This window comes from Halomonas sp. MMH1-48, from assembly GCF_022348105.1.
Taxonomy (GTDB): Bacteria; Pseudomonadota; Gammaproteobacteria; order Pseudomonadales; family Halomonadaceae; genus Vreelandella; species Vreelandella piezotolerans.
Map to the genome: position 1 here is coordinate 58,839 of NZ_JAKRFL010000012.1, position 15,204 is coordinate 74,042.

13 protein-coding genes are annotated in these 15,204 nt (G+C 59.6%); 9 read left to right on the plus strand and 4 right to left on the minus strand.

Going from position 1 to position 15,204, the window contains the following annotated elements; genetic code table 11:
• Window positions 1-158 precede the first annotated feature (158 nt).
• Entirely contained in the window at window positions 159-1,061 is a 903-nt protein-coding gene (locus tag MHM37_RS11875) for a DMT family transporter (protein ID WP_239296763.1), read from the plus strand.
• Here MHM37_RS11875 and MHM37_RS11880 read toward each other — a convergent pair.
• The 3 genes from MHM37_RS11880 to MHM37_RS11890 are packed head-to-tail and all read right to left on the minus strand — an operon-like array spanning window position 1,039 to window position 3,966.
• Window positions 1,039-1,788 (minus strand): ABC transporter ATP-binding protein, encoded by a 750-nt coding sequence (locus MHM37_RS11880; RefSeq protein ID WP_239296762.1) that lies wholly within the window; start codon window positions 1,786-1,788, stop codon window positions 1,039-1,041. The genes MHM37_RS11875 and MHM37_RS11880 overlap by 23 nt on opposite strands.
• Window positions 1,782-2,849, minus strand: a complete 1,068-nt coding sequence (locus MHM37_RS11885; protein ID WP_139527959.1) for an iron ABC transporter permease — start codon at window positions 2,847-2,849, stop codon at window positions 1,782-1,784. The genes MHM37_RS11880 and MHM37_RS11885 overlap by 7 nt, the downstream gene beginning before the upstream one ends.
• Window positions 2,839-3,966 carry an ABC transporter substrate-binding protein gene (locus MHM37_RS11890; protein WP_219862514.1) on the minus strand — a complete coding sequence of 376 codons (1,128 nt, stop codon included), beginning with the start codon at window positions 3,964-3,966 and terminating at the stop codon, window positions 2,839-2,841. The genes MHM37_RS11885 and MHM37_RS11890 overlap by 11 nt, the downstream gene beginning before the upstream one ends.
• A 252-nt stretch (window positions 3,967-4,218) precedes the next feature.
• Here MHM37_RS11890 and MHM37_RS11895 point away from each other — a divergent pair, with 252 nt between their 5' ends.
• The 5 genes from MHM37_RS11895 to greA all read left to right on the plus strand — a co-directional run bounded on the left by MHM37_RS11895 (window position 4,219) and on the right by greA (window position 10,759).
• A complete protein-coding gene (locus tag MHM37_RS11895; RefSeq protein ID WP_219862516.1) occupies window positions 4,219-4,500 on the plus strand; it encodes a DUF2218 domain-containing protein in 282 nt (93 codons plus the stop codon).
• Window positions 4,501-4,612: 112 nt separating this feature from the next.
• On the plus strand, window positions 4,613-5,419 hold the full coding sequence (gene dapB / locus MHM37_RS11900; protein WP_219862518.1) for a 4-hydroxy-tetrahydrodipicolinate reductase: 807 nt from the start codon (window positions 4,613-4,615) through the stop codon (window positions 5,417-5,419).
• A gap of 415 nt (window positions 5,420-5,834) precedes the next feature.
• Window positions 5,835-6,980, plus strand: a complete 1,146-nt coding sequence (gene carA / locus MHM37_RS11905) for a glutamine-hydrolyzing carbamoyl-phosphate synthase small subunit (RefSeq protein WP_239296796.1) — start codon at window positions 5,835-5,837, stop codon at window positions 6,978-6,980.
• Window positions 6,981-7,055: 75 nt separating this feature from the next.
• The gene (carB, locus tag MHM37_RS11910; RefSeq protein ID WP_239296761.1) at window positions 7,056-10,286 is read left to right on the plus strand and encodes a carbamoyl-phosphate synthase large subunit; all 3,231 of its coding nucleotides are present in this window, start codon (window positions 7,056-7,058) and stop codon (window positions 10,284-10,286) included.
• Window positions 10,283-10,759, plus strand: a complete 477-nt coding sequence (gene greA / locus MHM37_RS11915) for a transcription elongation factor GreA (RefSeq protein ID WP_139527965.1) — start codon at window positions 10,283-10,285, stop codon at window positions 10,757-10,759. Before carB ends, greA begins: the two co-directional genes overlap by 4 nt.
• Before the next feature lie 129 nt (window positions 10,760-10,888).
• Here greA and yhbY read toward each other — a convergent pair whose 3' ends face one another.
• Window positions 10,889-11,215 carry a ribosome assembly RNA-binding protein YhbY gene (gene yhbY, locus MHM37_RS11920; protein ID WP_239296760.1) on the minus strand — a complete coding sequence of 109 codons (327 nt, stop codon included), beginning with the start codon at window positions 11,213-11,215 and terminating at the stop codon, window positions 10,889-10,891.
• A gap of 114 nt (window positions 11,216-11,329) precedes the next feature.
• On the opposite strand from yhbY, the gene rlmE reads away from it, so the two are divergent.
• From rlmE to folP, 3 genes are all read left to right on the plus strand, one after another.
• Window positions 11,330-11,977: a 23S rRNA (uridine(2552)-2'-O)-methyltransferase RlmE gene (gene rlmE / locus MHM37_RS11925; protein WP_239296759.1), complete on the plus strand. Its 648-nt coding sequence runs from the start codon at window positions 11,330-11,332 to the stop codon at window positions 11,975-11,977.
• 214 nt (window positions 11,978-12,191) lie between these two features.
• A complete protein-coding gene (gene ftsH / locus MHM37_RS11930; protein WP_239296758.1) occupies window positions 12,192-14,189 on the plus strand; it encodes an ATP-dependent zinc metalloprotease FtsH in 1,998 nt (665 codons plus the stop codon).
• Window positions 14,190-14,292: 103 nt separating this feature from the next.
• Complete coding sequence (gene folP / locus MHM37_RS11935) at window positions 14,293-15,204, plus strand: dihydropteroate synthase (RefSeq protein WP_239296757.1); 912 nt, start codon at window positions 14,293-14,295, stop codon at window positions 15,202-15,204.

Here is a 15,204-nt window from a genome sequence, read left to right on the forward strand (position 1 = left end):
GTATATGCCATTGAAGACCCATCCGCCGCGCCAAGGTCTGTGGGTCTGGCAGACGATGCTACGTGGGGCTTGAGTGAGACAAGCCAAGGCGACTTACGTCACAATAACAGCATCCGCTTATTAACCTCTGGACGCTAACGAATGAAGGAAGTCACCTAATGCCTTTGGATGCTGTTGATCGCCCCTACGTAGGGATTTGGCTGCGCGTGCTGTCGGGTATGCTGTTTACGGGCATGCTGGTGTGTATCAAAGCCGTGAGCGATGAAGTGCCGGTGGGGCAGTCGGTGTTTTTCCGTTCGCTGTTTGCACTGCTGCCGATCGTGGTGTTTCTGGCCCTACGCCGGGAGTTCCCTCAGGGATTGGCGACCCGGCGACCGTTGGGGCATGCCTTGCGTTCAGGATTGGGCGCGGCGGCGATGTTTGCCTCGTTTGCCGCCGTGGCGGTGCTGCCGGTGGCCGAGACCACGCTGCTGGCGCAGTTGACGCCTATTTTTATGGCACTAGGCGGTGTCTTGCTGTTGGGCGAGCGCTTTACGTGGGTGCGTGCGCTGGCCATGGGGCTGGCGATTGGGGGGATGGCCGTGCTGGTGTTGCCGAACGTGGGCGGTGCTTCCCAATCGGGCCAGCTGGTGGGCTATCTATTGGCGGTGCTGAGCGCGGTGCTGACGGCGGGGGCGTTACTCACCGTGCGGCGCATTTCGCGCACGGAAACGCCGGGCGCCATCGCGTTCTACTTCATTTTGGTGTCGGCCCTGGCGGGGCTGGCGACGCTGCCGCTAGGCTGGTCAGCGTTACGCCCAGAGGTGTTGAGCCTGCTCGTGCTGGCGGGGCTGTTGGGCGGGGCGGCGCATATCGCGATGACGCTGGCATTTCGCTATGCCGAGGCGTCGCGGTTAGCGCCGTTCGAATACCTCGCCTTGCTCTGGCCGGTGTTGGCAGATTGGTGGTTATTCGATATTCCGGCCTCGTACCACTTCTTCTTGGCGCTGCCTTTGATGCTGGCCGGTGTCGTATTGGCGGCGCTGGAGGGTAAGCGCCTTAAATGGCCTCTTCGACAATAAGCTGAGGCCGCCCCTTCGAACAGGGCTCGATGCGAGCGTTCACGCGGTAAACGCCGCGCAGTAGCTCCGGGGTGATGACGTCCTCCGTGGCGCCGCAGGCGATCAGTCGACCCTGTTCCAGCACCATGGCGTGATCGGTAAAGCGCAGGGCGTGGCCAATGTCGTGTAGGGCGACCAGGATCAGCATTTGCCGCTCGTCGGCTAGGCGTCTCAGTACGCTCAACAGGCTAATTTGCCGGTTGAGATCGAGCGCGGACGTGGGCTCGTCCAGCATGAGGATGTCAGGCTCCTGCACCAGCGCCTGGGCGGCGCTCACTAGCTGGCGCTGGCCGCCGCTCAAATCGCCGATGTCACGCTCGGCCAGCGCGCTAATGTTCAGCTCGGCAAGCGCTTTGTCCACTTGGGCAAGGTCGTCGGCTTGTACCGTCAGGCTACGCCCTTGCATGCGGGCCAGCAGCACGGACTCATACACCGATAAGACGGCTTTGGCACCGGTGTCCTGGGGCATGTAGGCCACGGGCCGCTCGGCGGTGGTATTCGAAATGAGCACGTCGCCCCCGCCTTTCAGCAACCCTAGAATACGACGAAACAGCGTCGATTTGCCTGCCGCGTTGGGGCCAAGCAGCGCCACGACTTGCCCGCCTTGAAAGCAGGGCGTGGTGATGTCGTGAACGATGGTTTTGCGCCCATAGCGGGCGCACACGTTCTTGAGCTGTAGCGTTACCATGCGGCCTTCTTGTGATTGAGCACGAGGAAAAGGAAGAAGGGAATGCCCACGAGCGACGTGATGATGCCGATGGGAATGATGGTGCCGGGAATGATGATCTTGGACAGCACCGACCCCACCGAGAGAATCAGTGCACCGCACAGCGCCGAGCCGGGCAGGAAGAAGCGCTGATCTTCGCCCAGCAGCATACGGGCAATGTGCGGACCCACCAGGCCAATGAAGCCAATCGTACCGACGAAGGCAACGGCGATGGCGGCCAGCAGCGACACCAGCACCAATACCTCTAGGCGCAGCGCGCGAGGGTTGACGCCCATGCTCTCCGCTTTGGCATCCCCCAGGCGCATGGCGGTGAGCGCCCAACCGTGGCGTGCCAAAAGCGGCATTACCAGGGCGAGCACGCCGAGTGCGATCCAAAACTTTGGCCAAGTGGCTTTGGTAAGGCTGCCCATCGTCCAGAACACGACGGCCGCCACGGCCTCTTGGCTGGCAAAGAACTGAATCAGCGCCATCAGCGAGTTGAAGATGAACACCATCGCGATGCCGAGTAGCACGATGGTTTCCACGGTGACGCCGCGCTTGAGGCTCAGCGCGTGAATCAAAAACGCGGTGAACATGGCCATCAGAAACGCGTTGATGGGCACTACGTATTCGATGGCGGTGGGGATGATGGCCACACCAAAGGCCAAGCCAAGGGCAGCACCGAAGCTGGCGCCCGCGGATATCCCCAGCGTGAACGGGCTGGCGAGCGGGTTGCTGAGGATGGTCTGCATCTGCGCGCCCGCCACCGAGAGGCTAGCCCCCACGACGATGGCCATGAGCGCGACCGGCATACGAATATCCCACAAAATGACCCGCGCCTGCTGGCTGACGACATCCGGTGTCACCAGCGCAGCCACCACCTCTGCCAAGCTGAAGCGGGCGGGGCCGAGCGCTAAATCCACGCAGAGACTGAGCAGTAGCGCGAGGGTCAGGCCCACCAGAATTAGCTGCCGACGCCACACTTGTGCGCGATAGAACGTGCGTCCGGCGGTTGGGTGGGCAACGTTGGCATTACTCATCATGAAGCGTTATCCAGTAGCCGGGCTGATAGTCGATCGGCAGAAACCGGTCGTGAAGCTCTTCCAAGGTAGCTTCGGGGTCTAAATCTTCAAACAGCTCGGGATGGAACCACTTGGCCAGCTGCTGTACGGCAACGAAGTAGTAGGGGCTGTTATAGAACTGGTGCCAAATCGCGTGCACATTCCCCGTCTCGACGGCCTCGATGCCGGTCATGGCGGTGCGGGTCGTTAGCGCTTGCAGTTTTTCCCGGGCCTGCGCCTGGTCGGCTCCGGGACCGACACCGACCCAGTCTCCGCCAGGCACGTAGGCATCCCAACTGCCGCCCGTGACCACCACGTGCTGCGGGTTGGCGGCGATGATTTGCTCGGGGTTGAGGTTGCCAAAGCTGGCGGGGATGATGCCATCGGCAATATTGATGCCGCCTGCCAACGTCACGTATTCGCCAAAGTTGGCAGGGCCGAAGCTCATGCAGCACTCATCCGAATAGCCGCCTGCACGGTCGACGAAGACGCGTGGCCGTTCGGGGTCGGCTTGCTCGATGACATCCGTTACCCGGGCGAGCTGCGCTTCAGCAAAGGTGATGAACTCCTCGGCAGCGGCCTCGTCGTTCATCAGCTGGCCGATCAGGCGCATCGATGGAATGGTGTTCTCGATGGGGTCTTCGCGGAAGTCCACGTACACGATGGGAATATCCAGTTCCGCGAGCTTGTCATCGTAGGCGGCATCCTCGGTGGCTGCTTTTGCCTCGATGTTCATCAGGATCAGGTCGGGATTCAGTGATGCTGCTTGTTCGACATCGAAGGTACCATCTTTGAAGCCCCCAAAGGTGGGAATCGACGCCATTTCGGGGAAGCGCTCTAAGTAGCGTTGGTAGTTGTCAGGGTCTGCTTGTGAAAAGTCTTCTCGCCAGCCCACCACGTGGGCCAGTGGTGCATCGGGTTCGAGCATGCCGAGCAGGTAGATTTGTCTGCCTTCACCTAGGATGACGCGTTCGGCAGGGGCGTCTAGAGTGATCTGTCGGCCAGCAATATCGGTAACCGTAATGGGGGCCGCGATGGCCGACGCGCAAACGAAAGACGTCAGCGCACCTACAAAAGGAAGAGATAGGCGTAACAGCATAGTGGTATTGAGTACCTGAGTTCTTTAGCGTCTACGCTAACGATGAGTGTTTAATCAAACATAGATGTTGATGTTAATTGCTATTCTCATATCCGGCATTATCCCTTAAAGCAGAAAAGGTGTCGAGGTAAGTGCCAAGCATTAGCATGATGGCAACAGGCCGTTGCAAGGAATTCTCATTCGTTGCTTGGCTCTTTTCACAGCGAGGATTACGCTAGTGGGTACTTACTACTATGAAGATGGAGTGAACCCATGCCGTTATCCCGAGCTGAGATTGCCACCCCCTCTGGTGCGCGCTTGATCAACCGCTTATGCAAACACTGGGCGCATAAGTTGGAGGTCGAGCATACCGAGCAGGACGCCAAAATCGTGTTCGCCAGCGGTACCTGTCTGATGCACGCGGAGCCAGAGCGACTACTGGTCTCTATCGAAACCCTCGAAGAGGAGCACTTAGACCAGCTCGAAGGCGTGGTCGAAAGCCATTTGGTACGAATGGCGAAAGACGAACCGCTAGAGATCGTCTGGGAAAATTGAAGTGATCGCTGGGTGTCGGCGTTAGCGCCGCATCGGCCGGGGTGGTCTGCTATAATCGCGGCCACCTTTTTCGTTTCTAGTCCGCTGCAACAGCGTATCCGTAGGAGTTTCCATGACCCGAATTGCCATTGTAGGCGTCGCTGGCCGCATGGGCCGCACGTTAGTCAACGCCGTCGAGCAAGAAGCCGATGCCTCCCTGGCGGGCGGTATCGTGGAGCCGGGCAGCTCCCTGGCCGGTGCCGATATCGGCGAGCTGGCGGGCGTAGGCAAGCGGGGCGTGGTGGCGGTCGATTCGCTCAGCGCCATCGTCGATGACTTCGACGTGCTGATCGACTTCACCGCACCGAAAGTGACGTTGGCGAATCTGGCGTTCTGCGCCAAGCACGGTAAGCGCATCGTGATCGGCACCACCGGCATGAACGACGACGAACTGGCCGAGCTGGATAGCTACCGCGATAAAGTCGCCATGGTGTTCGCCCCCAATATGAGCGTGGGCGTGAACCTGACGCTAAAGTTGCTGGAAACGGCGGCGAAAGCCCTGGGCGATGAAGGGTACGATATCGAAGTGATCGAGTCTCACCACCGCCACAAGGTCGATGCGCCGTCCGGAACGGCCATCAAAATGGGGGAAGTGGTTGCCGACAGTCTCGGCCGCACCTTAAAAGAGCACGGCGTGTTCGAGCGGGTAGGGCAGTGCGGCCCGCGTACCGATAAAGAGATCGGCTTTGCGACCGTACGTGCAGGCGATATCGTCGGAGAGCATACCGTGATGTTCGCCACCGAAGGCGAGCGGATCGAAATCACCCACAAGGCCTCAAGCCGGATGACCTTTGCCAAAGGCGCCGTGCGCGCCGCACGTTGGGTCGCCAGCCAGCCTCACGGCCGCTACGACATGCAGGATGTCTTGGCGCTTCACTGATCGGCAAAACGAACGTAACGCCACGCTGAAAATAAAGGGCTAGCCTGCGGTCGGTAAATCCTGTAACATTCCAAAAATTTTGGCCGAGTGGCTGTCGAGGCGCTGAAAAAACGCCTGCAGCGAATGCCTGTGGCAGTCAGTGTTAGTGGAAAGAATGTCAGTGGAAAGTGCACCACGCTTGTTGCACTGGCCGTTAGGTGTGAGAAAAAAGTCAGCGAACTGCTGCGCCATGGCACGACCGTTACGGTGGCATGGATGAGAACAACAAGCGGGATGAAACCGATGTTTTTATTGTCGGCTTCGTCCCGCTTTTTTACGACCCGACGTTTGCACGCAAACGCCGACAACCGGATCGCCGAGCCTGCGCCCACAGGCTCCCACCAGCATGGGAGAACGTGTTTTGAATAACCCCGCATTGAGCAAACCCGCGATATTGGCCCTGGAAGATGGCAGTGTGTTTCATGGCACGGCCATTGGCGCGGAGGGAATCACAAGCGGTGAGGTGGTGTTCAATACAGCCATGACCGGCTACCAGGAAATCCTCACCGACCCCTCTTATACCCGCCAAATCGTTACCCTGACCTATCCCCACATCGGCAATACCGGCATCAACAGCGAAGATGTGGAATCCGCTTCCATTGCGGCAGCAGGCCTGGTGATTCGCGATCTTCCCCTGTTGGCCAGCAGCTTTCGTTCCGAACAAACCCTCTCTGATTACCTGAAAAGCCAAAACGTACTGGGCATTGCCGATATCGACACCCGCCGCCTGACGCGTATTTTGCGTGACAAAGGGGCTCAAAACGGCGCGATTCTGGCAGGTGCCGAGGCAAAGGGTGACGATGCCGTCGAGCGGGCGCTGGCCGCGGCGAAGGCATTTCCGGGCTTGAAGGGCATGGATTTGGCCAAGGAAGTCTCCTGCAAAGAGGCTTACGAGTGGTCGGAAGGCGAGTGGGCCTTGGGCGAAGGCTACGCGGATGCGAGCCAGGGCGAGCGCCCCTACCACGTGGTGGCGTTCGATTACGGCGTGAAGTTCAACATCCTGCGCATGCTGGCGGCGCGGGGCTGCCGCTTGACCGTGGTGCCGGCGCAAACGCCGGCGGCAGAGGTGCTGGCGATGAACCCGGACGGCGTGTTCCTGGCCAACGGCCCCGGCGACCCCGAGCCCTGTGATTACGCCATCAAAGCGATCCAGGAAGTGCTGGAAACCGACACGCCGGTGTTCGGCATTTGCTTGGGCCACCAGCTGCTGGCGCTGGCCTCCGGTGCCAAAACCGTCAAGATGGGTCACGGTCACCACGGGGCCAACCATCCGGTACAAGACCTGGATACCGGCACGGTGATGATCACCAGTCAGAACCACGGCTTCGCGGCCGATGAAGCAACGCTACCCAGCAACGTACGCGCCACGCACCGCTCGCTGTTCGACGGCACTCTGCAGGGCATCGAGCGTACCGATCGTCCGGCGTTTAGCTTCCAGGGCCACCCGGAAGCGAGCCCAGGTCCGCGCGACGTAGCGCCGCTGTTCGATCGCTTTATCGCCATGATGCAGGCGCGCCGCTAGGTTCGCCGCGCTGCCTCTCAGTGCCTAGTTACGCCGTTTTGATGCTCATCGTCACCACTTTTTGCGGGAACCGTTATGCCTAAGCGTACCGATATCAATAGCATTCTCATCATTGGCGCTGGTCCGATCGTCATCGGTCAGGCCTGCGAATTCGACTACTCCGGCGCCCAGGCCTGTAAAGCGCTGCGCGAGGAGGGTTACCGGGTCATTCTGGTCAACTCCAACCCGGCCACCATCATGACCGATCCCGCCATGGCCGATGCCACCTACATCGAGCCGATCACCTGGCAGGCGGTCGAGAAGATCATCGAAGCCGAGCGTCCAGACGTGATTCTGCCCACCATGGGTGGCCAGACGGCGCTGAACTGCGCGCTCGACCTGGACAAGCACGGCGTGCTGGCCAAGTACGGCGTCGAGATGATCGGTGCCAATGCCGATGCCATCAACAAGGCCGAAGACCGCGACCTGTTCGACAAGGCGATGAAGAACATCGGCCTGGAGTGCCCCAAGGCCAAAGTGGCTCACACCATGGACGAGGCGTGGGAGATTCAGGCGGAGCTGGGCTTTCCGACGATCATTCGTCCTTCTTACACCATGGGCGGCTCCGGCGGCGGCGTGGCGTACAACAAGGAAGAGTTCGAAGAGATCTGTACCCGCGGTTTCGAGCTGTCCAACAACCACGAGCTGCTCATCGACGAGTCGCTGCTGGGTTGGAAAGAGTACGAAATGGAGGTGGTGCGCGATAAGAACGATAACTGCATCATCGTCTGCGCGATCGAAAACTTCGACCCCATGGGCGTGCACACCGGCGACTCCATCACCGTAGCTCCGGCCCAGACGCTGACCGATAAAGAGTACCAGATCATGCGCGACGCCAGCCTCGCGGTGCTGCGCGAGATTGGCGTAGAAACCGGCGGCTCGAACGTGCAGTTCGGTATGGACCCGAAGACCGGCCGCATGGTGGTGATCGAGATGAATCCCCGTGTCTCTCGCTCGTCGGCGCTGGCCTCCAAAGCCACTGGTTTCCCGATTGCCAAGATCGCCGCGAAGCTGGCGGTGGGTTACACCCTGGACGAGCTGCAAAACGACATTACCGGCGGCCAAACTCCGGCGTCCTTCGAGCCGTCCATCGACTATGTCGTGACCAAAATCCCGCGCTTCACCTTCGAGAAGTTCCCCCAGGCGAACGACCGCCTGACCACCCAGATGAAGTCGGTGGGCGAGGTGATGGCGATTGGCCGTACGTTCCAAGAGTCGCTGCAAAAAGCGCTGCGCGGCATGGAAACCGGTAACGACGGCCTCGACCCGATCATTACCGAGTTTACCGATGACGCGATGGCCCAAATCAAGGGCGAGCTACAGGCAGCGGGTGCCGAGCGCATCTTCTTCGTCGCCGACGCCATGCGCGCGGGCATGAGCGTGGACGACGTGTTCGCGCTGACCAACATCGACCGTTGGTTCCTGGTCCAGCTCGAAGACCTGATTCTGACCGAAGCGGCGGTTTCCAAGCGTGCGCTGGCGGATCTCTCCGCCCGCGAGTTGTTCCAGCTCAAGCGCAAGGGCTTCTCGGATGCGCGTTTAGCGAAGCTATTGGGCGTGTCCGAAAAAGAGTTCCGCAAGACGCGTCAAGCCGCCAACATCCGCCCGGTCTACAAGCGCGTGGATACCTGCGCGGCCGAATTTGCCTCGGACACAGCCTACATGTACTCCACCTACGAGGAGGAGTGCGAAGCAGACGTCTCGGATCGCCAGAAAATCATGGTGCTGGGCGGTGGCCCGAACCGTATCGGCCAGGGTATCGAGTTCGACTACTGCTGCGTTCACGCCGCCTTCGCCATGCGCGACGACGGCTACGAAACCATCATGGTCAACTGCAACCCGGAAACCGTCTCCACCGACTACGACACCTCGGATCGTCTCTACTTCGAGCCGGTCACGCTGGAAGACGTGCTGGAAATTGCCGATAAAGAGAAGCCGGTGGGCGTCATCGTCCAGTTCGGTGGTCAAACGCCGCTGAAGCTTGCCCGCGAACTAGAAGCCGCTGGCGTGCCGATCATTGGCACCACGCCGGACGCCATCGATCGCGCGGAAGACCGCGAGCGCTTCCAGGTGATGATCGACAAGCTCGGTCTGAAACAGCCGCCCAACGCCACGGCCCGCAGCTTCGAAGATGCCTTCGCCAAAGCCGAAAAAATTGGCTATCCCTTGGTCGTGCGCCCCAGCTACGTCCTGGGCGGCCGGGCGATGGAGATCGTCTACGACGCCTCCGAGCTCGAAAACTACATGACCAACGCAGTGAAAGTCTCCAACGACTCGCCGGTACTGCTAGATCACTTCCTGAGTGCCGCGGTGGAAGTCGACATCGATGCGGTCTCCGACGGTCAGCAGGTCGTGATTGGCGGTATCATGCAGCACGTCGAGCAAGCGGGCGTTCACTCCGGCGACTCCGCCTGTGCGTTGCCGCCCTACTCGCTGCCAGCCGACGTGCAGGACGAGATGCGCGATCAGGTCAAGAAAATGGCCGTCGAGCTGGGCGTCAAAGGCCTGATGAACGTGCAGCTGGCCTGGCAGGATGGCGAGATCTACGTGATTGAGGTCAACCCACGCGCCTCACGTACCGTGCCGTTCGTGTCCAAGTGCATCGGTACCTCGCTGGCGCAGGTGGCAGCCCGCTGCATGGCCGGTAAGACTCTAGCCGAACAGGGCTTCGAGCGTGAGATCGTGCCGCACTTCTATAGCGTCAAAGAAGCGGTCTTCCCGTTCAACAAGTTCCAGGGCGTCGACCCGATTCTCTCGCCGGAAATGAAGTCCACCGGCGAAGTCATGGGCTCGGGCGATACCTTCGCAGAAGCGTTCTTCAAGGCGCAACTGGGCGCGGGAGAAGCAATTCCGGCGCTGGAGGGCGATCGTAAAGCCTTCCTGTCGGTACGCGAACCCGACAAGCAGGGGATTATCGAAGTGGCTCGTTCTCTGCTAACATTAGGCTTCACGCTTTGTGCAACGCGTGGTACGGCAGTGGCTATCGAAGCCGCCGGTTTGCCCGTGGAGCACGTCAATAAAGTCTACGAAGGCCGTCCCCATATCGTCGATCTGCTGAAGAACGACGAAATCGCCTACATCGTGAACACTACCGAAGGTCGTCAGGCAATCAACGACTCTTCGATCATTCGCCGTACTGCTCTCGCGCGCAAGGTGCCCTATGCGACCACCTTGGCGGGCGCTAATGCCGTTTGCATGGCGCTAGAGTACGGTAGGGAGATTACGGTGCGGCGCCTTCAGGATCTGCATGCAGGAGCAAGTCAATGAACAAGGTCCCGATGACGGTAGCGGGAGAAAAAAGCCTTCGCGAGGAGCTCAATCACTTGAAGGGCGAAGAGCGCCCTCGGGTGATTGCCGCCATCGCCGAAGCGCGTGAACATGGCGACCTCAAGGAGAACGCCGAGTATCACGCGGCGCGCGAGCAGCAGGGATTCATCGAAGGCCGTATCCAGGAAATCGAAAGCAAGCTTTCTGGTGCGCAGGTGATCGATGTCACCAAGCTGCCGAAGACCGGTAAGGTGATTTTCGGGGTAACCGTATCGCTGCTGAACCTGGATAGCGACGCCAGCGTGACGTACCGCATCGTGGGTGAAGACGAAGCGGACATCAAGGCTGGGCGCATTTCCGTGACATCGCCCATTGCCCGCGCGCTGATCGGCAAGGAAGAGGGCGACGTGGTGGTGGTGAAAACCCCCGGTGGCGACGTGGAGTACGAAATCGAGAGCGTCGAGCACCTTTGATCACGTTCCGCTAGCGCCATGAAAAAGGCCCGGTGCAGTTTCCTGCACCGGGCCTTTTCGTCTGGCGCTGTTTTATGATGGGCGCCAGATCCGCTCAGCCAAGCGTCCGCTCAGCCAAACGGTCCTGCGTCAGTGCCGCCCGTGGTGGTTCTCGAAGCGGGTCACGTTGGAGAGCTTGGGGTTGGCCTTGGGGTTGCGACGGTACAGCAGCGCCATCTTGCCGATGGTTTGCACCAGCTCGGCCTTGCTGTCAGCCAGCAGCTCGTTGATCATCGCGGCGCGATCATCCCGCTCGGGCAGGGCGAGCTTGACTTTGATCAGCTCGTGATCGTTGAGCGCGCGGCTGAGTTCTGCGAGCAAATTGTCGGAGACGCCGTTCTCAGAAACGGTGACCACCGGGTTCAAATGGTGGCCAATGCTGCGAAATGCTTTCTTTTGTGCCTGTGACAAGCTCATGGTATCTTGCGGTATCCCGGTTAGCGCTTAACGTTCCATCTTACGGTGAAATGCCGCTAAGTGAAAGCAATCGCGTGAACGCGCCCATCCCTTATCCAAGCGTCAGATTCCCACATGCAGCAAAAGCCTCCAAGCCGAAAACATTCAGTGAGCAAAACCAGCAATAACTGGAAGAAAGAGCACTTCGACGACCAGTATGTGAAGCAGAGCTGGCAGGATGGCTATCGCTCACGGGCGAGTTACAAGCTGCTAGAGTTGGACGAGAAGAATAAGCTGTTTCGCAATGGCATGACGGTCATCGACCTGGGGGCTGCCCCTGGCGGGTGGAGCCAGATCGCCGCCGAAAAAGTCGGGCCGGAAGGGGTGGTCATCGCTTCCGATATCCTGGAGATGGATGCGCTGGCAGGTGTCGATTTCATTCAGGGTGACTTTACCGAGGAGAGCGTGCTCGATGCGATTCTCGACCGGTTGGGAAATCGCCCGGTAGACCTTGTTATGTCCGACATGGCCCCCAATATGAGTGGTATGGCGGCCATCGATCAGCCGCAGGCCATGTATTTAGTCGAGCTGGCGTTGGAGCTGGCTCGAGAAACGCTCTCTCCAAAAGGCCGCTTTTTGGTGAAAGTCTTTCAAGGAGAGGGTTTTGATGCGTACCTTAAAGAACTGCACGGCAGTTTTGACCGTGTGGTGACCCGCAAACCGGACGCCTCACGAGCGCGCTCGCGGGAAGTCTACTTTTTAGCGGAGGGCTTTCGCGGTTGACCGGCGCGGACATGCCGCTGGCGCAATAGCCAAGATTTATCATCGCGATTGCCAGACAGGCAGGCGCAAGATGTGTCACATTATGCACACTGGACGAGCGTGACACAGATGGCCCAACGCCCAACGGGCTTTGGCAATGGTTGAACGTTAAGCTCTGGTGTAAGGTCAGAGTATTAGCGGTTAACTGACGGATTCTTGTAATGAGGGTAGCCCCTTGAACGATATGGCGAAGAACCTGATTCTGTGGTTGGTCATCGCGGCCGTTCTACTGACAGTGTTCAATAATTTCAGTACGGAAAGCGCACCTCAGACCACGAACTACTCTCAGTTCGTGCAGCAGGTGCAAAATCAACAGGTACGTAGCGTCACCATCGATGGCTACACCATCACCGGTGAGCGCACGGATGGTTCGCAGTTCCAGACCATTCGTCCAGCAGCGGAAGATCCCAAGCTGATGGACGATCTGCTCAGCAATAACGTCACCGTGGTCGGTAAGGAGCCAGAGCAGCAGAGCATCTGGACGCGTCTACTGATCGCCAGCTTTCCGATCCTGCTGATTCTGGCTATCTTCATGTTCTTCATGCGCCAAATGCAGGGCGGCGCTGGGGGCGGTAAAGGCGGCCCAATGAGTTTTGGCAAGTCCAAAGCGAAGCTGCTCTCTCAGGACCAGATAAAAACCACCTTTGCCGACGTGGCAGGCTGTGACGAAGCTAAGGAAGAGGTCGAAGAGCTGGTCGACTTCCTGCGCGACCCGACCAAGTTTCAGCGCCTGGGCGGCACCATTCCCCGCGGCGTACTGATGGTGGGCCCGCCCGGTACCGGTAAGACGCTACTGGCCAAGTCCATCGCCGGCGAAGCCAAGGTGCCGTTCTTCTCCATCTCGGGTTCCGACTTCGTCGAGATGTTCGTGGGGGTGGGTGCTTCGCGCGTTCGCGATATGTTCGAGCAGGCTAAGAAGCAGGCGCCCTGCATCATCTTCATCGATGAGATCGATGCAGTAGGCCGCTCTCGCGGCACGGGCATGGGTGGTGGTAACGACGAGCGTGAGCAAACGCTGAACCAGCTACTGGTAGAAATGGACGGTTTCGAGGCGAACGAAGGCATCATCGTCATCGCCGCGACTAACCGCCCTGACGTACTCGATCCCGCGCTGCTGCGCCCCGGTCGTTTCGACCGTCAGGTCACTGTTGGCTTGCCAGATATTCGAGGCCGTGAGCACATTCTGGGCGTTCACCTGCGTAAGGTTCCGCTAGCGGACGATGTCAAACCGCAGCTCATCGCGCGCGGTACACCGGGCTTCTCGGGTGCCGACCTCGCAAACCTAGTGAACGAAGCCGCCCTGTTTGCCGCACGTCGTAACAAGCGGTTGGTGGGGATGGACGAGCTTGAGCTTGCCAAAGACAAGATCATGATGGGCGCAGAGCGCAAATCCATGGTCATGACCGACAAAGAGAAGCTCAATACGGCCTACCACGAAGCGGGCCACGCAATTATCGGTTTGGTCATGCCCGAACACGACCCGGTCTACAAGGTGACCATCATCCCGCGTGGCCGCGCGCTCGGTGTGACGATGTTCCTACCCGAGGAGGATCGCTACAGCCTGTCACGTCAGCAAATCATTAGTCAGATCTGTTCGCTGTTTGGCGGCCGTATCGCCGAGGAGATGACGTTAGGCGTCAACGGTGTCACGACCGGTGCCTCCAACGATATCAAGCGTGCGACGGAATTGGCCCATAACATGGTCGCCAAGTGGGGGCTCTCGGATGAGATGGGCCCGATCATGTACGACGAGGACGAGTCTCACCAGTTTCTCGGCGGCCCGGGACAAGGTGGTGGCAAGTTGAAGTCGGGCGAAACCACCACGCGACTCGATAAAGAAGTGCGCAAGATCATCGATGAGTGCTACGAGCAGGCGCGTCAAATCCTGCATGACAACCGCGATAAGCTGGATGCCATGGCAGAAGCGCTGATGAAGTTCGAAACCATTGACGCCAACCAGCTCAAAGACATCATGGAAGGCCGTGATCCGCGTCCACCGGAGGGCTGGAGCGACGGTGACTCATCGGGTGGTGGTATGAGTGTGAGCGATGACAAGCCTGACACCAAGTCAGAGGATCAAGCGTCGAACGCATCGAGCGACGATGGCGAAGAGGACGACGACGAGCCGCGCCGCCGTCCCTCCGACCCGCTGGGCGGCCCTGCAGGCCCTTGAGCCAGCCAAGGCCATGAGTCGTAGAGGCGTCCCCTATGGGGGCGCCTTTTTTGTTATGCTGTTGGGCAATCGTATTTATATTTCTTTTGATTTAGGCGGCAGCATGACTTCCAACGTTGACCCTTCATCGCCTTTGCGCTCGACAAAGAGTGCTTTGCAGCTGCGCTGCGGGCGCCATACGCTCGATCTTTCGTTCCCGCGCGTCATGGGGATTTTGAACGTCACGCCAGATTCGTTCTCCGATGGCGGTCAGCATGTTGCCCTAGACGATGCACTTCGCCACGCCGAACGTATGCTGGCGGAAGGCGCCGCGATGATCGACGTGGGGGGGGAGTCCACGCGTCCCGGGGCCACGCCGGTCTCGGAACAGCAGGAGTTGGATCGTGTCGCACCCGTGGTCGAAGCCTTGGTGCGCGAGCTCGATGCGCTGGTCTCGGTGGATACCAGTAGCGCCATGGTCATTCGTGAAGCGAGCGCCTTGGGCGCAGGCATGATCAACGATGTGCGGGCGCTCGAGCGTGAGGGCGCTTTGGCCGCCGCCGCCAGCAGCGGCCTGCCTGTCTGTTTGATGCACCGCCAAGGTGAGCCGCAGAGCATGCAGCACGCGCCTAGCTATCGAGATCCCATCGAGCAAGAAGTGGCTACCTATCTCGCCGAGCGCATCGCCGCTTGTGAAGCAGTTGGGTTGCGCCGTCAGCGCTTGCTCATCGACCCTGGGTTTGGCTTTGGCAAAACCGTCGAGCATAACCTGCGGCTATTGAAGTACATGGACACGCTACATTCGCTGGAGCTGCCTATGCTAGTGGGTATGTCGCGGAAAAGTATGATCGGGAAAGTGCTGGGACGTCCAGTGGAAGAGCGGTTAGCCGGTGGGCTGGCGCTGTCGGCCATGGCGGTGGAGCGAGGCGCGAGCATCCTGAGGGTGCATGATGTCGGGCCCACGGTGGATGCCGTTAACATGGCGTGGGCGGTGTTGCAGGAGGGGTGTGAGCCACCCATGGATAAGGAGCTTTGA